The sequence below is a fragment of the Paraburkholderia sp. BCC1886 genome (assembly GCF_900996245.1).
Lineage (GTDB): Bacteria > Pseudomonadota > Gammaproteobacteria > Burkholderiales > Burkholderiaceae > Paraburkholderia.
Window position 1 is genome coordinate 15,902 of record NZ_CAAJGK010000022.1, and the last position, 25,643, is coordinate 41,544.

The 25,643-nt window shown below is 56.8% G+C and carries 13 protein-coding genes; all 13 read left to right on the plus strand.

Annotated elements, in window-relative coordinates; genetic code table 11:
* The 13 genes from FQ746_RS01750 (at position 1) to FQ746_RS01810 (ending at position 25,627) form a co-directional block, all read left to right on the plus strand.
* Positions 1-7,635, plus strand: a complete 7,635-nt coding sequence (locus FQ746_RS01750; RefSeq protein ID WP_144107295.1) for a type I polyketide synthase — start codon at positions 1-3, stop codon at positions 7,633-7,635.
* Positions 7,605-8,549: a UDP-3-O-acyl N-acetylglycosamine deacetylase gene (locus FQ746_RS01755; protein WP_144106945.1), complete on the plus strand. Its 945-nt coding sequence runs from the start codon at positions 7,605-7,607 to the stop codon at positions 8,547-8,549. Before FQ746_RS01750 ends, FQ746_RS01755 begins: the two co-directional genes overlap by 31 nt.
* A gap of 19 nt (positions 8,550-8,568) precedes the next feature.
* A complete protein-coding gene (locus tag FQ746_RS01760; RefSeq protein WP_144106947.1) occupies positions 8,569-9,909 on the plus strand; it encodes an aminotransferase class I/II-fold pyridoxal phosphate-dependent enzyme in 1,341 nt (446 codons plus the stop codon).
* Positions 9,910-9,934: 25 nt separating this feature from the next.
* Positions 9,935-11,110 (plus strand): polysaccharide biosynthesis/export family protein, encoded by a 1,176-nt coding sequence (locus FQ746_RS01765; protein ID WP_144106949.1) that lies wholly within the window; start codon positions 9,935-9,937, stop codon positions 11,108-11,110.
* A gap of 6 nt (positions 11,111-11,116) precedes the next feature.
* Positions 11,117-11,935 (plus strand): ABC transporter permease, encoded by an 819-nt coding sequence (locus tag FQ746_RS01770; RefSeq protein ID WP_222105838.1) that lies wholly within the window; start codon positions 11,117-11,119, stop codon positions 11,933-11,935.
* Positions 11,932-12,594, plus strand: a complete 663-nt coding sequence (locus FQ746_RS01775; RefSeq protein WP_144106951.1) for an ABC transporter ATP-binding protein — start codon at positions 11,932-11,934, stop codon at positions 12,592-12,594. The genes FQ746_RS01770 and FQ746_RS01775 overlap by 4 nt, the downstream gene beginning before the upstream one ends.
* Complete coding sequence (locus FQ746_RS01780; protein ID WP_260853849.1) at positions 12,591-13,766, plus strand: chain-length determining protein; 1,176 nt, start codon at positions 12,591-12,593, stop codon at positions 13,764-13,766. Before FQ746_RS01775 ends, FQ746_RS01780 begins: the two co-directional genes overlap by 4 nt.
* 189 nt (positions 13,767-13,955) lie before the next feature.
* Positions 13,956-15,221, plus strand: a complete 1,266-nt coding sequence (gene wecC, locus FQ746_RS01785; protein WP_313955553.1) for a UDP-N-acetyl-D-mannosamine dehydrogenase — start codon at positions 13,956-13,958, stop codon at positions 15,219-15,221.
* The gene (locus tag FQ746_RS01790) at positions 15,218-17,626 is read left to right on the plus strand and encodes a hypothetical protein (protein ID WP_144106955.1); all 2,409 of its coding nucleotides are present in this window, start codon (positions 15,218-15,220) and stop codon (positions 17,624-17,626) included. The genes wecC and FQ746_RS01790 overlap by 4 nt, the downstream gene beginning before the upstream one ends.
* A complete protein-coding gene (locus tag FQ746_RS01795) occupies positions 17,623-19,092 on the plus strand; it encodes a class I SAM-dependent methyltransferase (RefSeq protein WP_144106957.1) in 1,470 nt (489 codons plus the stop codon). Before FQ746_RS01790 ends, FQ746_RS01795 begins: the two co-directional genes overlap by 4 nt.
* A gap of 105 nt (positions 19,093-19,197) precedes the next feature.
* Positions 19,198-23,367, plus strand: a complete 4,170-nt coding sequence (locus tag FQ746_RS01800) for a glycosyltransferase (protein ID WP_144106959.1) — start codon at positions 19,198-19,200, stop codon at positions 23,365-23,367.
* Between the two features lie 75 nt (positions 23,368-23,442).
* Entirely contained in the window at positions 23,443-24,102 is a 660-nt protein-coding gene (locus FQ746_RS01805) for a class I SAM-dependent methyltransferase (RefSeq protein ID WP_144106961.1), read from the plus strand.
* A gap of 166 nt (positions 24,103-24,268) precedes the next feature.
* Positions 24,269-25,627, plus strand: a complete 1,359-nt coding sequence (locus FQ746_RS01810) for a hypothetical protein (RefSeq protein WP_144106963.1) — start codon at positions 24,269-24,271, stop codon at positions 25,625-25,627.
* Positions 25,628-25,643 lie beyond the last annotated feature (16 nt).

The following is a 25,643-nucleotide window of genomic DNA, read 5'->3' on the forward strand; positions in this document are numbered from 1 at the left end:
ATGGAAAAAAAAATTGCGATTATCGGGATAGCGTGTCGCTTTCCTGGTGGGGTGAAAGGACCCGACGAGTTCTGGAAATTACTTTGCGACGAACGCGACGCGGTGACTGTCGTGCCGCCGGGCCGGTTCGGCACCGCGTATCACCAGCATCCATCTAAACGCGAGCCAGGCAAGAGCTATACCTTTGCCGCCGGCGTCCTCGACGACGTCGCGGGATTCGACGCAGCCTTCTTTGGCGTATCGCCGCGTGAAGCGACGCAGATGGATCCGCAGCAGCGCCTTCTACTCGAACTCGCATGGGAAACCTTCGAGGACGCCGGCGTGCCGCCGGCCTCCATGCGCGGCCGCGACTGCGGCGTGTATGTCGGCGTGGCCGGCATGGACTACGGCAACCGCAACATGGCCGATCTGAATACGGTCGATCCGTATTCGGCAACCGGCAATACGCTGAGCATCGCGTCGAATCGCGTGTCCTATCTGTTCGATCTGCGCGGACCGAGTCTATCGGTCGACACTGCGTGTTCGTCGTCGATGGTGGCGCTGCACCAGGCCGTGCAGGCCTTGCAATCGGGCGAAACGGAAATGGCGCTTGCCGGTGGTGTCAATCTGCTGCTGCATCCATTCGGTTTCGTGAGCTTCTCGAAGGCGTCCATGCTGTCTCCGCGCGGCCGTTGCCGCGCATTCGACGCGACCGGCGACGGTTACGTGCGCGCCGAGGGCGGCGCCTTCGTTCTGCTGAAGCCGCTCGACCAGGCGCTCGCGGACGGAGATACGATTCACGCCGTCATCGCCGGTTCCGGGGTCAACTCCAACGGTCATTCGTACGGCGGCATCAGTGTGCCGTCGGCCACGATGCAGACCGAACTGCTGCGCAACGTGTATCGGCGTGCCGGCATCGATCCGCACTCGCTTGCCTATCTCGAAGCGCATGGCACCGGAACCTCCGTTGGCGATCCGATCGAAGCGCGCGCGCTCATCGACGCCGTCGCCGGCGGTCGGGCCGAGGCCGATCCGCTGCTGATCGGCTCGGTAAAAACCAATATCGGTCATCTGGAAACCGCTTCGGGCATGGCGGGTCTGGTGAAAGCCATCTTGTGCCTGAAGCATCGCGCGGTGCCGCGCTCGCTGCATTTCGACGCGCCGAATCCCGGCATCGATTTCGAGGGCGGCCGCTTGCGCGTCGTCGATCGCTTCACGCCGCTCGAAGCCCGCGACGACACGCCGTTGACGATCGGTATCAACTCGTTTGGTTTCGGCGGAACGAATGCGCACGTCGTGCTCACCGAAGGTCGTCAGGTTCTGGAAGACGCGCGTTCGATCTCTCGTAACGAAGGCCGCTTGCCGGCTCTCGTTCTGAGTACCCGTTCGGCGCCCGCGGTCGCGGCTCTTGCTGCGCGTTACCTCGAGCGTCTCGACGCCGGCGCCGACTGGTCGGCGCTCGCGGCCGGCGCGGCGCGCGGTCGTCAATGGCTGCAACACCGCGCGGTCGTTGCGCCGGCTAATTTGGATGAAGGACGCGCGGCGCTACAGGCACTCGCGGATCCCTCGACGGATCCCACGCTGCCTGCGTACGTTGCACTCGGCCAGGCAGTGGAAGCGCAATCCCGCGTGGCGTTCGTGTTCTCGGGCAACGGTTGTCAGTGGGCCGGCATGGGCAAGCAACTCTATGCCGAAGACCTAGTGTTCCGCGCCGCGCTCGACGAGGTCGATGCGCTATGGCAAGCCGACGGCAATGCGTCGCTCGTCGCGGAAATGACCGAGGGCGTCAGCGATGTCTGGCTAGCAGAGACAGAAAACGCGCAACCATTGCTGTTCGCGATGCAAGTCGGTATCACGCGCGTGCTGAACGCGCGCGGCGTAGGCTGCGACGCGACCGTCGGCCATAGCGTCGGCGAGATCGCGGCCGCGTGGGCATCCGGTGCGTTGACGCTCGCCGAAGCAGTGCGCGTTATCCGGATTCGCAGTGCTGCGCAGGGTCTCACGCGAGGCACCGGCAGAATGGCCGCGGCCGGCATTGGCGAGGCGGCCGCGCGCGAACTGATCGCGCGACTGCACCTCGAGTCGACGGTCGAGATGGCCGGCAGCAACAGTCCGGAAGCCGTGACGCTTGCCGGCGCGCTCGACGATCTGAAGGCAATCGGTGCGGCGCTCGCATCGAACGGCACCTTCTTCCAGTTGCTCGATCTCGACTACGCGTTTCACAGCAGCCGCATGAATCCGATCGAGCCGATCGTGCGCGAGGGTCTTGCGGATCTGTCGCCGGGCGAAGGCACGCTGCCATTCGTCTCGACGGTGACGGGCGACGTGTTGTCCGGTACCGCGCTCGATGCCGGCTACTGGTGGCGCAACATTCGCGAGCCGGTGCGTTTCGGCGACGCCATCGCGCGTCTCGTCGACGACCGCGTTCGCGTGTTCATCGAAGTCGCGCCGCACTCCATCCTGCGCACCTACGTGAAACAGACGCTGGCTGCGTTGAAGGTAACCGGCGTGGCCGTGTCGACGCTCAAGCGTCATCACGAAAGCGCGGAGACGCTGGAGCATGCCATTCTGTCGGCCGTCGCGCAGGGCGCCCGCGTGGACCTCGACCGCTTCGTGCCGGACGGACCTCGCACGGCGTTGCCGACTTATCCGTGGCAGCGCGAACAGCACTGGCTCGAACAGAGCGTCGAAGGCTATAACCTGCTGAACCGTCGCGTCGACCATCCGCTGCTCGGCTACCGTCTTCACGAACACGCGTTCGCGTGGGAGAACCCGCTCGATCCGCAAAGCGTGCCAATGCTCGCCGATCACGTCGTCGACGGTGGTGTCGCGTTTCCGGGCGCGGGCTACGTAGAGATGGCGCTGGCCGCCGCGCGGATGTTCTTCCGCACGCCGGAGGTGGCGCTCGAGAACCTCGAAATCCGCATGCCGGTCGTGTTCCAGCCGTCGCATGCGAAGCTGTTCCGTTTCGTCATCGAGCCGCGCACCGCGTCCTTCGTCATCGAGACACGCGACCGCATGAGCGAGGCTGCGTGGACCCTGAACGTGACGGGACGTTTGCTCGCAAGTGGAAGCACACTCGATGCGCGCAGCGCGCCCGACCCGTCGCTGCTCGCGCGTCTCGTAGCATCGGCGCCGACCGATGGCGACGCTTTGTACGCCAGCACTTCGGCAATTGGCCTGAGCTATGGGCCGGCGTTCCGTTGGGTGCGTACCGTGCAGGTGTCGGGCGATACAGCATTGGCCGAGTTGGCCACGCCTGCCGTGCTCGACGATACGCAAGAACTCGCACGCTACCTGTTGCATCCCGCGTTGATGGATAGCGGTTTCCATCCGCTGTTCGCCGTGCTGGGCCAGGCCGGCGCCGCGCTCGACGATGCGCGCTCGGCGTTCGTGCCGGTGCAGATCGAACGGATCGACTTCTTGCGCGGCGATGCCGTTGAGCGTGTGCTCGTTCGCGTGCATCGCCGCAATCCGCATTCGATCGTCGCGTCGATCGAGTTTCTCGATGCGCACGATGCCATCGTCGCGCGGCTGTCAGGCTGCCGTTTTCGTCGGGTCGATCTGGCAGGGCGTCGCCACAGCGCGCCGGCACATTTCACCTATGCGCTGGAAGCGCGACCGTTGCCGAACGAGTTCACGGCCGACGCGCTGCCGAAGCCCGCCGCGCTACTCGACCGCGCGAGTCTGCAGGTCGCCTCGCACGAAGACAACGCACACCGCACGCGGCATCTGACGGAAACGTTGCCGTTGCTCGACGTGCTAGTCGGTTTGTATGCACTGAATGCGCTCGATTCGGTGAATGCTTTTACCCAGCCGGAAGCGCCGTCGGATTCGAATACGCAATTGCTGGCGCGATTGGCCGAGATCGCGGTCGAGGACGGGCTCGCTCATGTCGAGGGCGGACGTCTCGTGCGCGACGACGCGGCGTGTGCGTCGATGCCTGAGCAGGGCGCACTGTGGCGCGAGGTGCTGGCTTCGTCGCCGGCGCATGTTGCCGAACTGACGCTGCTCGCGCATGTCGGGGCCGCTCTGCCGCGCGTGCTGCGCGACACTTCGCCTGACGCTTCGCCTGATGCCCCGTCTCACGGCGCATTGCTCTCGTCGACCGGCCGCAGTCTGGTCGAGCAGTTCTTCGATGCCTCGCCGACCTGGGCGCATACGCGCGCCATGCTTGCCGCTTGTGTCGACGCAGCGCTCGCGCACTGGCCGCGTACGCGTCGTTTGCGGGTGCTGGAGATCGGCGCGCTCAGCAGCGAAACATTGCAGCCGCTCGACATCGGCGTGTCCGCTGCACGGTGCGAGCACGTGCTGGCCGGAACGCATCAGCAACTTGCCGCGCTCGATGCGGAAACGCACGCTCACGTACAGACGCTGCTGGTCGCCGATAACGAGCCGCTGTTCGCGCGCTGCCGCGATGCGCTTCCGTTTGATGTAATCGTCGTGAACCGGATGCTCGGCGAACAGGCCGACCCGCTCGCCGTGTTGCGCACGATCGCCGAACGGCTCGCGCCGGGCGGCTTCGTCGTGCTGGCGGACTCGCGTCGCAGCCGATTCGGCGACCTCGTGGTCGGTGTCGCCGGCCGCGAGATCACGAAGACGGCCAACGGCACGTTCGGTCCCGCCGCACTCGTGTCGCTGTGCGAGCGTGCGGGTCTGCAGGACGTGACGCGTTACAAGGAGCAGGACCTCGACCTCGAGGGTGCGCCGACTCTGGTTGTTGCGCGCCGGCCGGCGTCCGCGCCGCGTGCGACAAGCAGCGCGGAGCAAGCCGCGGCGCCGCGCTGGCTCCTCGTTCAAGATTCCGCCGATGCTTTCGGCGACGCACTGGCCGGCGAGTTCACCCGCCTCGGCTGCGAGATCGAAGTCGGGCCGGTGGGCGACGTAGCGTCGTGGCTGGTTCGCCAGACATCTCCCGCACAAATCGTGTTCGTCGCTCCGCTCGCGAATCTCGACGATGCAGATGGCGCCGACCTTATGCGAGCGCAGGAAGGCGGGGCACTCGCACTCGCTTCGCTCGTGCGTGAACTTGACGCACGCGGGCTGGTCGCGCGCACGCAACTCGCCGTCGTGACCCGAGGCGGTGCGCCGTTCGACGGCAGCGCTGCCACCCAGCCGGATCAGGCAAGCCTGTGGGGTCTAGGCCGCGTGCTGGCCAACGAATATCCCACGCTCTCACTGCGCCTGATCGACGTGACCGGGGCGGATGCGCAAGCATCGTCGCGTCTGGTTAGAACGCTGCTCGACGACGACGGCGAAGAAGAAGTGGTGATCGAATCTCACGGCCGGTTCGTCCCGCGCATGTTGCCGTCGCAACAGGCGGCACGACGCAGCGACGACGAGCGCGAGCCGTCGTCAACTGTGCTTGCGTTCGGCATGCCGGGTTCGCTGCGCAATCTCGAATGGTTTGCGCTGCCCGAGCGCGAACTGCGATCCGGCGAAGTCGAAATCGCGCCGGCTGCGACCGGCCTGAACTTCCGTGACGTGATGTACGCAATGGGCCTGCTCTCCGACGAAGCGGTCGAGTCCGGCTTCGCGGGCGCGACGATCGGTATGGAGCTGTCGGGGCGGATTGTTCGTGTCGGACCCGACGTCAAGGGCTGGGCGCCCGGCGATGCCGTGCTCGGTTTTGCGCCGGCATCGTTCGCGACGCGTGTCGTCACGCGCGCGACCGCGATTGCGCGTAAGCCCGAGCCGATGTCGTTCGAAGAGGCCGCAACCATTCCGACCACGTTCTTCACCGCGTATTACGCGCTGTGCGAACTGGCGCGCCTGCGCCGCGGCGAGCGCGTGCTCGTGCACGGTGGTGCGGGCGGCGTCGGTATTGCGGCGATCCAACTGGCGCGCCACCTCGGCGCGGAAGTCTTCGTGACGGCCGGCAGCGATGAGAAGCGCGAATTCGTTCGCCTGCTTGGCGCCGACCACGTGTTCGATTCGCGTAGCCTCGCGTTCGCCGATCAGATTATCGAGCGCACGCAAGGCGAGGGCGTCGATGTTCTGCTGAACTCGCTCGCGGGCGAGGCGATGGTGCGCGGCATCGATACGTTGCGGCCGTTCGGCCGTTTCCTCGAACTGGGCAAGCGCGACTTCTATGAGAACAGTCAGATCGGCCTGCGGCCGTTCCGCAACAACATCAGCTATTTCGGCATCGACGCCGATCAATTGATGGGCGTATTGCCCGGACTGACCCGACGGCTGTTTACCGAAGTGATGGCGCTGTTCGCGGATGGCGTGCTGCATCCGCTGCCGTATCGCGCGTTCCCCGCGGCCCGCGCCGAGCAGGCGTTCCGTTACATGCAGCAGGCGCGTCAGATCGGCAAGGTGCTCGTCACGTATCCCGCCGGCACGCCGGAGTCGACGCGCGGCACGCCTGCGCCGACGCCACAGCTGGATCCGCAGGCGGCGTATCTGATCGTCGGCGGGACCGGCGGGCTGGGTTACGCGAGCGCGCGCTGGATGATTGCGCGTGGCGCGCGGCACGTGACGTTGGCAAGCCGCAACGCAGCGCTCGAACCGGCGCAGAAGCAGGAAATCGAACGCTGGCGCGATGAGTTGGGCGCGATCGTGTCGGTGATGTCGTGCGACGTGACCGACGCATCGGCGCTCGAACGCCTCGTCGTGTCGATCGAAAAGACCGGTACACCGCTCAAGGGCGTGCTGCATTCCGCGATGCGTATCGACGACGGCCTGCTGCGCAACCTCGACGACGCGCGCATGAAGGCCGTGCTCGAACCGAAGATTGCGGGAGCCTGGAATCTGCATCGCGCGACGCAGCGCTGTGCGCTCGACTTCTTCGTGCTGTATTCGTCGGCGACGACGTACCTCGGCAATCCGGGCCAGGGCGCGTATGTCGCCGCTAACAGTTTTCTCGAAGCGCTGGTCGCGCATCGTCGCTCAACCGGTTTGGTCGCAACCTTCATGGCGTGGGGACCGATCGAAGATGTCGGTTTCCTCGCGCGCAATAGTGTGACCCGTGAAGCGTTGCAGGCACGAATCGGCGGTGCGTCGATCACTTCCTGCGAAGCGATGGCAGCGCTCGAGCAGATGCTCGCGCGCGGCACGGCTGGTGAAGCCGTGGTGCGGCTCGACTGGTCGGCGATTTCGCGCGGCATGCCGGCGGCGCAGGCGCGTCGCTACACCGCGCTGCAAACCGGCGATGTCGCCGATACGCCGGGCGAGGACGGCGCGCTGCTCGAACGGCTGCGCGCACTGCCGAGACCGGAAGCCATCGCGCTGGTCGAGACCGGCTTGTGCGCTCAGATCGCGCGCATTCTGCATATGTCGCCCGAGCGCATCGACCTCGACCGCTCCGTCCTCGATCTCGGGATGGACTCGCTGATGGGGATGGAACTCGGCATGGCGATCGAGGAATCGTTCGGCGTCAAGCTGTCGATCATGGCGATTGCGGATGGAGCCACGGTGCGCACGCTTGCCGTGCGTATCGTCGATCTGGTCGACGAACGCGAAGCAGAAGAAGCCGCGCCGGATGCGGCCAACGTGAGCGACGAACAGGTTGCCGCGCTGGTCGCGCAGCACGCTCTCAACGAAGACGAGGCGCGCGCGATGCTCGCACGGGGTCAAGCCCAGACGCAGCCACACGCTCACGAACATCAGGGGGACGAGTCATGTCAGTCGACGCCGGCGTTTGCCGAGTAAAGCTGCCTTCGGGCTGGCACGCGAGCGAGGGCACACTGGCGCGACCGCTGGTGCTGTCGGGGCGCGGCTTGCATACCGGACAACGCGTGAACGTGCGGATTTTGCCCGTCGATCCCGCGGGCGAGCGGCACGGTATCGTGTTTCGCCGGGTTCGTGGCGGCGCACCGCTCGGTGTGGTGGCGGCCGACCCGGCGCTGCGCCTCGGCCAGCCGCTTTGCACGATGCTACGCGGCGCCGACGGCGTCGGCGTGCGTACCGTCGAGCATCTGCTCGGCTCGCTGCTGGTGTGCGAGATCGATCATGCGATCGTCGAACTCGACGCTGAAGAAGTGCCCATTCTCGATGGCAGCGCCCAGCCCTGGATCGATGCGATCAAGGCGTGCGGGCGCGCAGCGCTGCCGCAACCGAAGCGCTTTTTGCGCGTGCTGAAATCGGTTGGCGTGGCCGACGGCACAGGCGCCGCGCTTCGCGAGATGCGCGTCGAACCGGCTGATCACTATCGGCTCAGCGTGCATAACAACGACCTGAAGGGTTTCGGCGATATGGAGTGGCATGGCGAGCTTACGCCACGCACGTTCGCCGACGAGATTGCTTCGGCGCGCTCGTACGGCCAGATCAAGTGGGCCGTGCCGGCGATCGTGGTCGGCTTGCTGAGCGGCAAGCCGATCTTGCGCGGCGCGCGCCTTTCGTGCACGGCGGCGATCGTCGGCAAGCGGGTGGTGGGCGGCCTGCGTCAGCCGGACGAATTCGTGCGGCATCGCGTGCTCGATCTGGTCGGCGACCTCGCACTGGCGGGCGCGCCGCTGCTCGGTCATGTCACGGCGCGACGGCCTACGCATGAAATGAACTACAGACTGCTCGCAGCGCTGCTCGGTACGCCCGGCGCTTATGAGTGGGTCAACGCGGACGCTTGACGCGGGCGGAAAGGATCACATGGGACTTGGAGAACACGTTCGCCAGCAACTGGCGGCGAAGGCGCTGAAGCGGCAGATGGAACGGGCGATCGATGCATCGACTGTTCCTCGCGCTGCTGATGCCGCGACTTCGTCCGTTGCACCAGTCGAATCGGCGCGGAGCCGATTCGAGGCGATGCCGCAGTATCAGCAAGTGCGCATCATGCGCGAGATGGGCGAAACGCTGCGTGTCGATTCGCCCTTCTTTCGGGTGCATGAAGGCATTGCGGGCGCGACTACGCGGATTGGCGGGCGCGAGTACGTGAACTTTGCGAATTACAGCTACCTGGGTTTCGCAGGCGATCCCACTATCGCGGAACGCGCGAAGGCGGCGATCGATCGTTACGGGACCTCGGCATCGGCGAGTCGCATCGTTGCAGGCGAGCGCCCCGTGCATCGCGAACTCGAGCGCGCGCTCGCGGCGTTCTACGAAACCGACGACTGCGTCGCCTTCGTGAGCGGCCATGCGACGAACGTCACCGTGATCGGCGCGCTGTTCGGCCCGGGCGATCTGATCGTGCACGACGCGCTCGCGCACAACAGCATCGTGCAGGGCGCACAGCTCAGCGGTGCGAAGCGTTTGAGCTTTGCGCACAACGACTGGCGCGCGCTGGACGAATTGCTGACGCGTGTGCGTCGGGAGTATCGGCACGTGCTGATCGCGATCGAAGGGTTGTACAGCATGGACGGCGACTTGCCTGATCTCGAGCGATTTTGCGAGCTGAAGGAACGACACGGCGCGTTTCTTCTGGTCGACGAGGCGCATTCGCTCGGTGTGCTCGGCGCGACGGGACGGGGTATTCGGGAGCATTGCGGCGTGGCGTCGGATCGTGTCGACCTGTGGATGGGCACGATGAGCAAAACGCTGGCGGGCTGCGGTGGTTTTATCGCGGGCTGTCAACCGCTCGCCGATATGTTGCGTCATCTTGCGCCGGGTTTCTTGTACAGCGTGGGGCTTGCGCCTGCGCTTGCAGCTGCTTCGCTGGCATCGCTAGAGGGTTTGATTGCGCAACCCGAACGTGTTGCGCGCTTGCGCGAGCGTGGACAGCAGTTTTTGACGGAGGCGCGCGCGGCAGGGCTGAATGTTGGTACGAGTGCGGGGTATGCGGTGGTGCCGGTGATTACCGCCAGTTCGCTGAAGGCCGCGCAGTGGGCCAATGCGTTGTTCGAGGAAGGTATCAACGTGCAGCCGATTTTTTATCCTGCGGTGGAGGAGAAGGCTGCACGGTTGCGGTTTTTTATTTGCTCGACGCATGAGCCGGAGCAGATTAGCCGTACTATTTCGGCGGTGGCTCGGTTGGCCGGCTGTGCCGCGCAGTGATACGAATTGGGAATCTGATAGTTCAATGAAGACGAACATTTTTGCAGTGTGTCTGCCTGTGCTTTTAACGCTTTCCGGATGCGGCACGTTTCCCGACTGGTTGCCGACGTCGGGCGCGAGTCGTCAGCAGATTATTGAACAGGACGGCGCACCCAACGTCGAAGGTGTCCAGTTGGTGGATGTCAACGATGCGGTGGCTCGCAAACTCGCTGAATCTAAGAAATTAGGTCAATTCTCGGATACTTTCCCGGGGGGGGAGGCAAACAATTACCTGATTGGTCCAGGGGATGTCATTGCAGTGACGATCTGGGAGGCGCCCCCCGCGATGCTTTTCGGCACGATGGCACCGGTATCTGGATCTGCGCCTTCAGTAAGCGTGAATGCAGCAAACGGCATTACATTGCCAGCACAAATGGTCGCATCTGACGGTACCATCGCCATCCCGTTCGCGAGTCGGGTAACAGTGAGTGGTCGAACGACTGAACAGATCGAAGCGAGCATCGTCAGCCATCTGAAGGGGAAGGCTAATCAGCCGCAGGTGTTGGTAACGGTCACAAAGAACAATGCGTCGAATGTCACTGTGGTGGGTGAGGTCAACAACAGCGCGATGATGCCACTCACGCCGAAGGGCGAGAGACTACTGGATGCATTGGCGTTTGCTGGCGGTTTGAAGCAACCGGTCAGTCATATGGCAGTGCAGCTTTCGCGTGGAAATGTCTCGGCCACGATGCCGCTTGATTCGGTAATTCGCGACCCGATGCAAAATATCACCCTTAAGCCGGGGGACGTCGTGACGGCGCTGTTTCAGCCACTGACCTTTTCGGTTCTCGGTGCCACGGGTAAGAACGATGAGATTCCGTTCGAAGCTCAAGGTATCTCACTTGCACAAGCGCTCGCCCGCTCAGGGGGTATGAGCGATAACCGTGCGGACGCTCGGGGAGTCTTTGTTTTCCGGTTCGAGGACGCCAAGCTAGTCGACAAGAAAGATCTTTCGGTGCAATCCGTCAGGGGCACGGTCCCTGTTATCTACGAAATCAATTTGCGCGATCCCGCCGCATTTTTCGTGACGCAGAATTTCCCAATCCAGAATCACGATTTGATCTACGTCACAAATTCTCCCGGCGCCGAGTTCAGGAAATTCTTGTCGTATATCGCAATGGTGGCCGATCCTGCGGTTACCTTCACTCGCGATTTTCAGTAGCGGATAATGATGGCAAGAGTTCGTACTCCGTTCGAAGTCACGGTTTCTGTGTGGCGCGCGATTTTTCTTCGCGAAGCGCTAGATCGTCTGTTTGAGGCGCGGGCAGCGTGGTTGTGGCTACTGGTTGAGCCGATCATTTACATATTGATCCATGCATTCGGACTTGAGACGTTTCGTATCCATGAGGTCGGTGGTTTCGCGATCAATATGTGGATTATCAGCGGATTTATAGGCTTTCTCCTTTGGCGTAGAACTTGGACGCAAGTTTTGCATGGTATCGATTCCAATCGTGCGTTTTTCGCATATCGACAGGTGAAACCTCTGGACGTTGCCATCGTTAGAGCGGTGCTGGAACTGTTTCTGATGGTGCCAATATCTATCGTCCTGATCGCTATCACCATCGCTGCGGGCCACGCCATCACGCCTGATTTGGTGAATCCCGTTTGGCTTCCTCAAGATCCTCTGTTGGTGATCGTCAGTGTCTTTGGACTGTGGCTGCTGGGGTTGGGATTTGGTCTTGTTACTTCAGTCGCTATGCGTTTTGTTCCTGAACTGGATCACATCTTCAAAATACTTTATTTGCCGCTCTATTACATATCGGGGGCGTTGCTACCGTTGTTGCTTTTCATACCCGAGCCGTATCAATACATTTTTGCTGACAATCCTGTCGTCGCTGGGCTAGAGACGATGAGGCAGGGATTTATGCCGACATATCACACTATCGATGGCATTAGTCTCGGCTATTTGTACGCTTGGGCCTTGGGGCTGCTGTTGGTTGGATTGGGCTTGTATAAACGTTTCTCAAGAAAGCTGGTGATGCGATGATTGTTATCGAGGATGTTCACAAGCGTTATCACACAGAGCACGGACCGGGGAAGTGGGTGCTACGTGGAATCAATATGACCATTCCGTCTCGAAGAAGTGTCGCACTGATCGGACACAACGGCGCGGGCAAATCCACCTTGCTGCGAATCATTGCTGGCATTGATTTTCCTAATAAAGGTCGGGTCCAGCGTCTCAGTCGGGTATCGTGGCCTGTGGGTGGGGGTGGATTAGAAGGGACGCTAACAGGGCGTCAGAATGCCAAATTTGTCTGTCGTATTCACGGGCATCAGGATGAGTTGGCAGATCGTCTTGCGTTCATTGAGGACTTTGCTGAGTTGGGCGATGCTTTCAACGAACCCGTGCAGACCTATTCCTCTGGCATGCGGTCGCGTTTGCAGTTCGGTCTGTCTTTGGCTTTTGATTTCGACATATTTATCTCCGACGAGGTCACCGCCGCAGGTGATATGAAATTTAGAAAGAAAGCAGCTGAGGCATTCAAGAGTGCAACGGGGAATGCTAGCGTGATCATGGTGGCTCACGATGAGGGAACTCTGAGGCAGTTTTGCCAATCAGCCATCTGGATCAACGAGGGCCAAGCTTATTGGTTCGACGACTTGGACAACGGACTAGCTGCATACAAGAACGAGCTATTTTCATGAAAGAACAAATCGCAGCTGAGACCATGCGCTCAGGCCCTGGGTGGGCCGGCGCATATGAAAAATTGAGAACGGCGCTCTTATCTGTCCGGGTATTTCGATTGATTACTTGGATGATAATCGTCTTTACCATCATCTCGATTCCGTACTGGCTGTTCGTCGCTTCAGATCGCTATGTTTCTCAGGCAACCATTATTTTGCAGAGAACCGACCAAGCCAACAGTTCAAGCCTAGTCATACCTGCAATCGCAGCGGCTGGCGGAGCCAGCTTGGCCAGTACCGATCAACTTTTACTTCGTGAATATCTTCTTTCCGAAGATATGCTGGAGAAGTTGGACGCTGCGCTTGAACTGCGCGCTCACTACAGTGATTGGCGCCGAGATCCCGTCTCGCGGATGTGGTTCAAGAATGCTCCGAAAGAACAGTTTTATCAATATTGGCTAAACCGTATCAGTGTCGATTACGACACTTACAGTGGCGTATTGCGCATCAATGCCCAAGCCTACGACTCCAAAACCGCGAACGCAATCGTCGAGTTGATGGTCCAGTTAGGCGAGGCGCATATGAACGAGATCGGACATCAGCTTGCCCAGTCGCAAGTCGATTTCCTGTCGAAGCAGGTCACGCTTGCTCATGACCGTTTCCTAGGCGCAACTCAAGACCTGATTAGCTTTCAAAACCGTAAAGGGTTGGCAGCTCCGCAGAACACCGCGGAGAGTGCGAACACGCTCATCGATAATCTTGAAGCGCAAAAAGCCGCCGTTGAGACGCAACTTGCTTCTTTGCCGCCTAATTTAAATCGAGATCAGCCTACGGTCATGATGCTCAAGCAGAACATTAGTGCTTTGCGGCAGCAGATCGCTCAGAAGCGTGCTGAATTAGCTTCACCAACAAATCGGACGCTTAACTACACCGTCGAGGAATACCAGCGTCTGCAACTACAGGCGAGTTTTGCGCAGGATTTGTACAAAACTGCACTAACCTCGCTCGAGCAGGGTCGGATGGACGCGGCGCGCATGCTGAAAATGGTCTCGATTTTGCAATCTCCCACAATGCCCGACTACCCACTAGCTCCGACGCGTTTCTACAACGCATTTGTCACGCTATTGATTGGGCTGTCGATAATTGGCGTCGCAAAATTATTGGAAAGCATCATTCTTGATCACGTGGATTGAGTCGGACAATCGGTGGGGACATTCTCTCAAACTAGGACTCGGACATCATGGACGCAAGTAGTCGAACCGGCCAAATTGTTATTGAAAGAAGCGTGTCTTTTCGCTGGCTGCATAGCAATTTGCGTTTAAGGGAGCGCAGCTTGCCACGTGACGAAGTAGCTCCATGGTCAGTGATACTGTGAGTGCATTTTGAATACGATTTCGATAGTTGGCCTTGGGTATATCGGTTTGCCAACGGCTACTCTGTTTGCTGCGCGCAAAATCAGAGTGATTGGCGTTGACGTTTCCTCGCACGTCGTGGATACCATTAATCGCGGAGATATCCATATCGTTGAACCTGAACTAGATATATTGGTCCAGGCGGCAGTATCCGCTGGCTATCTGCGTGCGACCATGCAGGCGGAACCTGCCGACGCCTTCGTCATTGCCGTGCCGACTCCGCTAACCGCGGATCAAAAGCCCGATCTAAGCTGCATCCAAGCTGCTGCAATGTCAATTGGTCCAGTATTACGAAGCGGTAATCTTGTAATTCTTGAATCGACTTCGCCGGTTGGAACCACGGAGCAGTTAGCAAGTTGGTTGGCAGAGATTAGGACGGATCTCACGTTCCCGCATCAGGCCGGCGACGGATCTGACATACGAATTGCTTATTGTCCCGAGCGAGTCTTGCCGGGAAGGATCGTACATGAGCTCGTTATGAACGACCGGGTCATCGGTGGTATGACGCCAAATTGTTCGGAAGCGGCTGTCTCGCTCTACAAGTCCTTCGTGCAGGGCGAGTGCTTTGTTACGACGGTGCGGATCGCGGAAATGTGCAAACTGACGGAGAACAGCTTCCGCGACGTAAACATTGCATTCGCTAATGAATTGTCGATGATTTGCGATGAGCAGGGAATCAATGTGTGGGAACTGATTCGTCTTGCCAATCGACACCCACGCGTCAATATATTGCAACCAGGGTGCGGTGTGGGTGGGCACTGTATTGCGGTTGATCCCTGGTTTATCGTAGACAGTGCACCGACGCAGGCGAAGCTGATTCGGGCAGCACGCGAGGTAAACGATGCGAAGCCCGAGTGGGTGGTCAGGCAGATAGAAGAAGCTATCGAGGGCCTGATTCGATCGGGTATGGCTGCCAAGGATATCTGCATCGCTTTTTTGGGAATTGCATACAAGGCTAACATCGACGATCTGCGCGAAAGTCCAGCACTTGCAGTCGTCGAAGCAGTAACTGCACACCATAAAGGGAGAGTCGTAGTGGTGGAGCCTAATCGCGAAGCGTTACCCGATAGCCTTGTGCGTGCAGAAGTTTTTCTGATGAATTTAGAGGAGGCAGTCTCCCGCGCGCACCTCATCATTTTGCTTGTTGATCATGCCGCCTTTAAAGGCGCATTGCCCAAACTGAGCAGCAAGCAAGTGCTTATCGATACTCGAGGAATCTGGAGCAACGCCAAATGACGATAGATCATCTAAATCAAATCAATCTCGAATGCCGTTTGGTAGAAGTCGATGAGGAAAACGAGCTCTTGTTGCTCCAACTGCATCAGGTGCAGGAGGAATTGGAGCGTTCTTACCAGCGCAATGACGAATTGGCGAAGGGGGAATTGCATGGCTCGACGAGCTACACGACGCTCCCAAAAAGCTTGCCGGATAGCGATCTCACCGAAGCTTTGGCAGAGAACCTACGTTTGCAAGCTCTCGCGGAGGTCCAGCGCAAAGTTTACGCTTATCAGCAGCAAAATGCTTTAAACGCTACGGTGGGCAATCTTCTGATCGAGGCAGTGGAATCGCCGAAGGTTTTCGTCAGGTTGCCTGGAAAGTTAAGCAAGATCTGGCGCGCAAACAGGCAGCAAACACCACCCGCGTCGCTAGGCGGCAAAAGTTTTAGCAAGGTCGTCGAGGCATTTAAACAAGGCGGCTTCGTCACTGTCGCTGAGCTGATGGATAAGCACGCGATTGCGCCCTCCGTTCAAGCCAGCGGCTACACGAGTCTTGCGCGGTATCTGATGGAGGGCGATCGTGCCAATGCCAGAGATGCTGCGCGTCAAGCGTACGCGCTTGATCCAAAAGCCTTCCGACTCAAATGGCTCGCTTTCAGGCTGCACGAAGCAGGCGATGTGATCGAAGCTGAATCCATGCTCGATATCCTGCCGCCGGATACAAAATTTAGCGAGTCTGAGACTCGGCAGGCTAACCGCCTTAGACTTGAGGCAAAAAGTAAGCGTCAGTTTGAAGCGAAGCAACAGGCCGGTTCATCCGAACAACGCGTCGGATTCGAGCGCGAATTGCACCGTCTCGAATCCGAAAGACTTCAACAATCGAAGCTCGCTACTGAACGTTTGCAAGAGGTCGGCGCTCTTCAGCGGGCACGGGCGCAGTTGGAGCAGCGGCTCTCTCTGCTTGAAGGGCAGTTGAAGGACATTACTCGGCAGGCTAGCGAGCGCAAGCAGGAAGTTGAAGCGCTGAAGCGAGTGAAAGAGCCGCTTGAGAAAAAGGCATTCGCGCTAGAACAGCGGCTGATCGAAGTCAATGTGCAACTCACTGACCGTAGTCAACATATCAACGCTTTGACGCAGGCCATGCTACGCCTCGAAAAAGTGATTTCGGAAGGCGCGCGACAACTGGACGAAGCTGCGTCACAGGTCACTGAACGTGACGAGAAACTTAGAGCGTCGGAGCAAGCTCGACTCCTGCTCACCGAGGAGAATGCCGCGCTTGCGAGGCAGCAGGAAGAAGCTTTCGCTAAAGCAGGTGAGCGTCATCATGCACTAAAGGCCTTGGAGCAAACGGTAATCCACCTTCAACGTGAAAAGGCTGCGCTTGAGGGACGCATAAATGCGGGTAACAAACGGGCCATCGAACATAGCCGGGAGATCAAGACGCTAAAACAGATCACGGCACATTTGGAACGAGAAAAGTCGACCGCTGGAAAAAGGCATATTGAGGTAGCCAAACTACTGGCTGCATCTAGCAGAGAAGCGGGTGAATTAAAGCAGGCGAATGCTCAGCTAGCACAGGAACACGCGATTTCGGCACAACGGCACGATGAAGTTGTCAAATTATTGGCCGAGCGCAGCCAAGAAGCGGTCGCTCTAAGACAGGCAAACGCACAACTGACCCAAGATCGATTGGTTTCTGCGGAAAGGCACGGTGAAGTAGCTAAACTTTTGGCCGAGCGTAGCTCGGAAGCGGGCGCTTTCAAACAGGCGAATGCTCAGCTCGAACAGGAAAAGTTGGTTTCCAAACAAAGACATGAGGAAATAGCCAAGCTGCTTGCGGAATGCAGTCGGGAATCGGGCGCATTGAAGCAGGCAAATGCCCAACTGGTACAAGACAGGTTGGTTTCGGCGGAAAGGCACGATGAAGTAGCCAAACTTTTGACCGACTGTAGCAGGGAAACAAGCGCCTTAAAGGAGGCAAATAGCCAGCTCCAACAGGAAAAGTTGGGTTTGGTAGAAAGGCATGATGAAATTGCTAAGTTGTTGGCCGAATGTAGCCGGGAAGCAGGTGCATTGAAGCAGGCGAATGCTCAACTCGCACAGGAGAAATTGCTTTCCTTAGAGCGGTACGAAGAAGTAGCTAAACGGTTGGTTGAAAGTCATGAGGTCGGCAACGCAGCGGCGCAAGCCAAAACCCGTATCGAGCAGGAGAAAGCCGCCATCGCGGCACGATACGAAGGCGTCCTGAAACTGTCCGAGGAACGCCTTCAACGAATCGATGGATTGCAACTGCAAGTCAAAAATTACCAGGCTAATGAAGCAAATTGGGACGTTTGTCAGCGGTTGGTGAAAGAAGACTTGGCTAGTGCTGAGGCTCAGCTCAATTTGATCAAGCAAATAATGCTTCAGGAGCCGGTGCAATGAGCGAGGAGCCAATGACCGGCAATCTTGAAAGAGTGTCTGCAAGTAGTGGCAGCGTTGGTACCGCATCTAAAGCGGAACCTGTACATGATGATGCAGCGGGTTGCGAAGGGACCCTGCTAGAGCGCATGCGTGGTTATTGGCGGATGGGCGATTGGGAGAACCTGTCGTGTCTTACCATCGAAGAACTACGAGTAAACCCCGATCGCGCCGAATTGGCGATGCTCGTGGTGGCTGGTCGTTTGCAACTCAATCAGTTCAGAGATATCCAGCAATTTATCCAGCTCGCTCGTGAGTGGGGAGCGAGTCAGAAATCAATCTGCGAAATTCTTGCTGCAGGGGTCCACAACAGTCTTGCCCGCGTAGCTGCGATCGACAAACAACCGGCCCGGGCTCTCAAACATTTCGAGATCGCGATTGGAGCTGCTTCAAACGGGAACGACGTCAAGTTGATCGCGCAAACAAGGCTTGCCGAGCAACTTCATCGGCTTTCTTCAAGAGGCGAGCAGAAACCTGCTGTTGCCATGCAGCGCGCTGGACAGAGTGAGACGTCGAACATACTCGTCCAGATAGAAGCTGTATTGGAAAATACTCCTGATGCTCCTCCACTACTAATTGCCGCCGCAGAAGCTGCACAGCGTAACGGTGACCTTCAAAGCGCGATTCGATATTGGCAAAGATTGGCGTCTGTAGACGGCGCGGAGATGAGCCAACTATACTATGATCGACTTGCACAAGCGTACAAGGAGATCAAGAGTTTTCCGTTGGGGAGTGCCGGAGATGAGGCTTTGCTTGGCGACACAGACAAGCATCAGGTGCTCGGCCGAATCCACCAGATATTACAACCCTCGAATTATCTGGAGATTGGCGTACAGACGGGCAAGAGTATAGCTTTGGCAAAGTGTAATGCCATTGGTGTAGATCCGGCGCCGACGATTTCGGTTGCACTACCTGACCGGGTGAAATTGATACGGGCAACAAGCGATCAGTTCTTCGCGGAACAAGCCCTGAACCTGCTAAGTGAACCGGTCGACATGGCATTCATCGACGGTATGCATCTGTTCGAATATGCATTGCGCGATTTCATAAATATCGAGAAGTACGCGGGACAGCATACGTTGGTGGTGATTGACGACATTCTTCCGGTGGCGCCTGCGCAGGCAGCCCGTGATCGCAAGACGAGAGCCTGGACAGGAGATGTCTGGAAACTGCTCCCCATCTTGCGTGAACGGCGACCAGATCTCTCGCTATTACTGTTGAATGCTTATCCGACCGGGCTTGTTTGCATTTCCGGGCTGAATTCAAAAAGTACTGCACTTCAGAAGGCTTATCGAGAAATTGTTTCTGAGTGGTCAAATATCGTCTTAGTACCTGATGAAATCCTCTCGCGAGTCGGAGCGCTTCCGTGTGAACATTCGGATCTCGATATGTTGATAAAGCGTTTGCGAGCAATGCGCACGAAACGCTGAATCGACTCTGAATGACTTCAAGGGTCGCTTGGATTGGTTCAGGACGAGCCCCGCCAAGATTATTTTTGTAAATATATAACTCTACTGACGGTTTCGAAGTTATCCATGAGCCTAAAAAATAATACATCACTCGCGCTCGGCAATTTCTCCATGCGTGCTGGAGACTTCGCGGACGCAATCAAACACTACATTGACGTTGTAACGCGAACGCCAATCTTGGGTAGAAGCATAGCCGCAAATCTCGTCTTGGCAAAAAAAAGGTATCGGTCGACACGCGTAGACGCTGAGGCGAAAACGGTGGGCGTCTGTAGTTGGGATCTTTCTCATAACTGCGCCGGCCGTGCATATACATTAGCGATGATTTATCGAGAATTCGCAAACGTGGAGCTGATTGGAAGCATATTCCCGCAGTTCGGTCGAGATATCTGGGAGCCGATCCGGAACGCTTCGATCCCTATGCATAGCTTTGTGGTCGAAGATGATTCACATTTCATGGAGCAAGCCATTGAGCTAGTAGCTGCCCATCCATACGACATTGTTCATCTCTCGAAACCCCGCGCACCCAACATTCTGATCGGATTCCTTTACAAGTTGATTTGGGATTCGGTCGTTTTTGTCGACATTGACGACGAAGAGCTTGCTTTTGTCAATGCGGACTCAGCGGTTAGTCTCGAAGACTATCGCGCGCAACTTCTTGAGCTGCCCCCGTTGGATAACCTTATTGGAAGGGACTGGACACGCTTGGCAGTCGGGTTGTCAGGGGCATTTGATGGCGTCACCGTCGCTAATGCAGCGTTGCAACAGCTATATGGTGGAGACATCGTTAGGCACGCGCGCGATGAGAAACTGTTCAACCCGTCTTTGGATCAAAAGCGTGAATCCCGAGAGAAGTACGGTATTGATGTAAACAAGAAGGTCATACTGTTTTTTGGGACTCCCCGGGAACACAAGGGCTTGATCGAAACGGCGACCGCCGTTGCGGCGCTCAAGCGAGATGACGTGCAATTTGTCATCGTTGGCGATTTTGCGAACCACGTATTCAAAACTAAGTTGCAACAAGTCAAAGGTTGCGACTTCTTCTTTGTCGGAAACCAGCCGTTCGATAAGCTGGCCGAAGTCGTGGCTATAGCCGACTGTGTCGTTTTATTGCAAAACGATGAGCTCGAAGCAAAATATCAAGTGCCGGCTAAACTGACCGATGCGCTTGCGATGGGCGTTCCGGTAATCTGCTCGGCGACGCCGGGGACGGCAGATCTGCAATGTGAGAGTCTGATTTTCCTGACAGACAAAGAACAATTAGTGGAGGCGCTTAGAGAATGTCTCTCACTGAAAGAATTAGTGTCTTTGGCAATGTCTGGAGATTTGAGAGCGTTTTTCACAAAAAATCTATCAATTGCGTCGCAGATAGCAATATTGCAGAAGTTGTGTGCCGGTCGTTTGGAACCGAAAAACGTCATAACTGATGCTAGGGTGTTGGCCAACGCGTTGCCATCGCTCGGTATATTGAGTGTGCTGACTAGCATCTCGTCGAATGAACCGGAGAAAGGCGCGACAGCTTCCTCCTTGTGGCGGGGGAGAGCATCCGGTGACGCACACTCAAAATCGCAGGTTGAGTCACGCAGCACCTTTGACGAAAAATGCGATCTTGGGATCATCGTACTAAACCTTAATGGCGCTGTCCTTCTGGACAGGCTTTTTGAATCTCTCCATCGCAACCGACCCAACTTATCCTTCCGTATTCTTGTTACTGATCATGCCTCCACAGATGATTCGCGGGCCGTTCTCGAACGTTGGTCGCGACATTTGCCAATAGAAGTCAACTACGCGCTGGAAAACCATACATTCTCGTTTTCAAATAATCGTTGGGCGGAGCGTCTAGTCGGGTGTGAAAAGCTCCTTTTTCTCAACAACGATATTGTTTTTGAACGAAACGTTCTGGATCAGATGGCGCATGTCCTAACCGATCCTTCGGTTGGTGTCGTTGGTATCGATCAATGGGAGCCTACTGACGAGAACGGAGAACGTCAATGGCATCACTGCGGAATAGGTTTCAAGTGGGACGCACAGTATCGATTTTGGCGGCCATTCAATATGAGGCACCCCGAAGGTCCAAACCAAGCATTGACGCGTGCGGTTCCTGCAGTGACAGGGTCTGTGATGATGGTTCGCCGACGAGAATTCTTAGCTCTGGAAGGTTTCGATGAGGGATACAACTACGGTTACGAAGACGTAGACCTGTGCTTTTCGTTCAAGCAAAAGTTAAGGCTGAAATCGGTTTGTGTGACGTCAAGCGACGTTATCCATGCTGATGGTGTGACGCGTAAGAAAACACCTGGCGGCGAACTCAAGCAGCAGCGGCTTGGAAATATCGAACGACTTCGGAAGAAATATACTGGCCATATAACGAGAATGCAGCGCCAACTGTTGCTTGGCGTGCAACCGCTATCTCAGGTAGCTCCACGTGTCGCCTTCGCCGTCACGGAGGTTGGGAAGCACGCATCGGCCGGTGACCTGTTCACTGCAATGGAACTTGGCCAGTCATTCGAATCCGAATTCGGATGGCACGTGGAGTACCGTCCGCGCGGCGAGCAATGGTACTCGCTAGAGAACATTGATATCGTTATAGCCATGGTCGATGTCTATGATCCCAGACGTATTCGAGACGCGCATCCCGGCCTGGTGAAAGTGGCTTGGGCGCGGAACTGGTTCGAACGTTGGTGTGATAGAGAGTGGCACGACGAATATGACGTCTATTTCGCGTCCTCAGGACGTGGTGCCGACTATTTCGCCCAGCGACTTGGACAGGTGCCGAGAGTCCTGCGGATTGCAACAAATCCAGAGCGATTCAACACGGATCTGCGATCACCGGAGTCCAGCGAAGATTTCGTTTTCACCGGCAGCTATTGGAACGTAGAGCGCCAGATTGTCAGCGCGTTATCGGCGCTGCCTGATACGGTAAATGGTGCGATTTATGGAAAGAACTGGGAAAAAGTCCCACAACTTGCAGGGCTTTCGAAAGGCTTCTTACCATACGATGAGCTGCCCGAGGTGTATAGAAATGCCAAGATTGCAATCGACGATGCCAATCACGTTACGAAACCATGGGGATCTGTGAATAGCCGAGTCTTTGATGCGTTGGCGGCTGGTTGTCTGGTTGTAACGAACTCGCGATCTGCGTCGGATGATGTGTTTAACGGCGAGCTGCCGGTGTACGAGACGCCGGAGGACCTAGCAGAGTTGATAATAGTTTATTCGACTGACGAAGCAAAAAGAATGACGCTTGTCGATAAACTTCGCCGTCGAGTAATCGACGAACATACTTACATGCAACGTGCGTATGAGTTCAGGGAGCATCTCAGAGACCATCTCAGTGGTGCGCTGCGGTTTAGCGTCAAAATTCCCGTGCCTAAACGCGAGCAAGCGGCTGAGTGGGGTGATTACCATTTTGCTGCGAGCTTGGCTCGCGAACTGAGAGCGTATGGCCATCGCGCGCGGATTGACTTCCTGCCGGATTGGGAACGAGGCGACGCGGAAGGCGACGACGTGACCCTGGTTCTACGCGGGTTGTCGGAGTACAAAGTTAAGCCAGGCCAGTGCAACCTTGTCTGGTTAATTAGTCACCCAGAGAAAGTGGGTGACGAAGAACTGAACTCCTACGACCGCGTTTTCGTCGCTTCGCATCGTTATGCACGGCACTTAGCATCCCGGCTTCGGGTTCCGGTAGATGTGCTGCTCCAGTGTACGGACGACCGAAAGTTCAATTTGCGAGCGGCAGCAGGTTTAGACGCTCCTGCAACGGAAGTATTGTTTGTCGGAAATTCGCGGAACCAGTTCAGAAAGATCGTGCGTGACGCCCTGAGCATTGGCATCAGTCCAGATATCTATGGGACGCGGTGGGAGAACTTTGTTCCTGCTGAAATCATTAAGGGGACTAACGTGCCCAACAACGAATTACCTAGCTACTATGCTAAGGCAGGCGTTGTGCTTAACGATCATTGGTCTGACATGGCGGCTCATGGTTTCTTGTCGAATAGACTGTTCGATGCTGTAGCATGCGGAGCAAATGTTATATCGGATCGCTGTGAAGGCATAGAGGAAGTATTCGGCGATTCCGTTGCAATCTATGAGTCGGCGGCCGAATTGGCAGGCCTTGTGGAAGGTGTTGGTCAAAAGAGAGGCGAGCATTCCCGCGCCAGGGCCAGTGCGAAGGTTGTGGACGCAAACAGTTTCCGCGTGCGAGCGAAAGAAATCCTTTCTTTTCTGGATCTCAATTGAAGTACATGATCCACGGGTCGAGACATAACACTTCAGCATACAATCGTTTGATTTTTTTTGAAGAATTAGATAGCTATGAATCTCTTAGAGCGTAAATCACCGAGCCACATCGATGGCATCAAGCAAGTCCAGGTTGGTTGCGGCCCTCACAACGTGCTGGAGGATTGGTGGAATGTCGATATCCGTGCCTTCAAGGGTGTTGATGAAGTGATGGATGTGACAAAGGTCTGGGCTTGGGAAGGGATTCTCGACTACATCTATGGTGAGCATTTCATTGAGCACTTGGAGCTCGGTGGAGCAATAAGTTTTCTGAAGAATGCGTTCAACTCGCTCAAGCCTGGGGGGAAAATTAGGCTGTCGACCCCCGCCGTTGAATGGGTGTTAGCAACTCACTTCGATCTCGAGTCAAAGGACGACGAAGTGAGGGTCCATCAGACTTTTGCTACTAACAGAGCTTTCCATGGTTGGGGTCATCATTTCCTTTACTCGCGTCCTTTGTTGAAAAGCTTAGTTGCCAGTATCGGTTTCGAGGATGTCAAGTTTTTCCCTTACGGAGAAAGTAACGATCCACGTCTTGCCAATATGGAGCGACATGGCGGATTCCGAGTTTCTAAAGGCTTTCCTTCTGTATGGACCGTCGAGGGAACACGTCCGAAATCAAACGTTTCTGCGGACGAAAATTTTTTGGCGAGATGTCAAAATGAGTATTTGAAATACGTCGCGTCCGGACATTGACTCTACCGGGTTGGCGCCGAAATTGACCGGCCGAGTCTCATACTGCTTTTGGCCTCAGTTGGCTCGGAGTTGGTTCTTTGTTCTCAACCGTTCGGATGATCAAGGCGAGGACGTCGGTGCATTCAGATAACTGAAGTGTGTTCAACTGTTTCGGGAAGGGTTCAATATGCGTTTCTTTACAGTACTAGGATTCCTTGCATTACTTTTCTGCAAGCCGGCGCTCAGTCAGAACATTCATCCTGCTGCGCCAATGGAAAAACCTTCTGGAATACAGGCAGGGCATCGAGACGACGAGGAAGGGTTCCCCCATTTGTTGTTCAGTAAAGAGCAAGTGACTGCTGTTGCTTCTTCTGGTTCGCCTAACATCGTTGCTGCGAGAGAAGCATTGGATCAGCGGGTCCGTTCGCGCCTTGGTGCATTGCAAGAGGACTTGAATGTTTACAAAGGTTGCAAGATCGATGAATACACAAAGGCATTGACGTATGAGCACGGAAGCGCGTCTCGAGATGTAGCCGACTTTGCAATGTACTCCGCGATTTTTTCCGGTCCGCAGGCGGATTCCGCTCGACAAGCCGCAGCAAACATTTTGACCAAGTGGGCTAGTTCAGCCGACTATCTCCTTGCTGCGTCGAAAAATGGATTTGCTGGTTTCTGCGACAGCGCAAACCAACCGTCGCAAGACGCTCGCTTCGCAGTAGGGTTAACTTTTGGCCGGGGCGTTCCTGACCTCGTAGTCGGTTATGAGATGCTCAGGATGCAAAATGCGCTGACGCATGTTCAAATTCAGCAGATCGACCATTTCATGGATGCGCTCTACACTATCGAGTTGAGCGCAATGAGATACCGCGCAGACAACTCCAATTTGGACTGCAATCGGTTCAGTAATCATGTTAGTGTGCAACTTGCGGCCCTCACTTTTCTTGCGGCGGTTGAGAACAATCACCTTTCCCTTGAAGATATCGCTAATGGATCGGGCGGGAAAATCGCTATTCCGCTCTCAACGCAAGTGTCAAAGGCGATCTATTTGGGGGCAAATGCTCCGCTGAAGTGTTTTTCGAATCAGGATAATCCAGAGCTATATCAACAGATTTCAGAAGTCAACGACGGAGAAATTGTAGATAGATTTCGAGCAAAGCCTTACCAGACATTTGGGTATCCGACGTTTTCCCTTGAGCATCTGTTGCTCAGTGCATTAGTCCTCAAGCGAGAGGGCATCAATCCGACGGCCGCGGAAAAGGCGCGACTTGTTGCTGCGTTGCATTACTACGGTGAATTGCTCTCGCAGAGCCAAGCAGGGCGAGGCTTGAGTGCGAAATTCCGTCAATATCAGGGGAAGAACGTCTTTGGGCCTCATACTGCGGACGGTAGTGATTTTGCGCTAAATCCTTTTATTATTGGGTCAGTGCTCTTCCCGGACGACGGAGAGACCAGCTCGCTTATTCGGAGTTATTTAACGCGGAACGGCGGACTTTCTCTTTCGCCTTCGATATATCTTCCGCTGTTGGCGGGATTCCGGAATGACTGACGGATTGACGCATCAC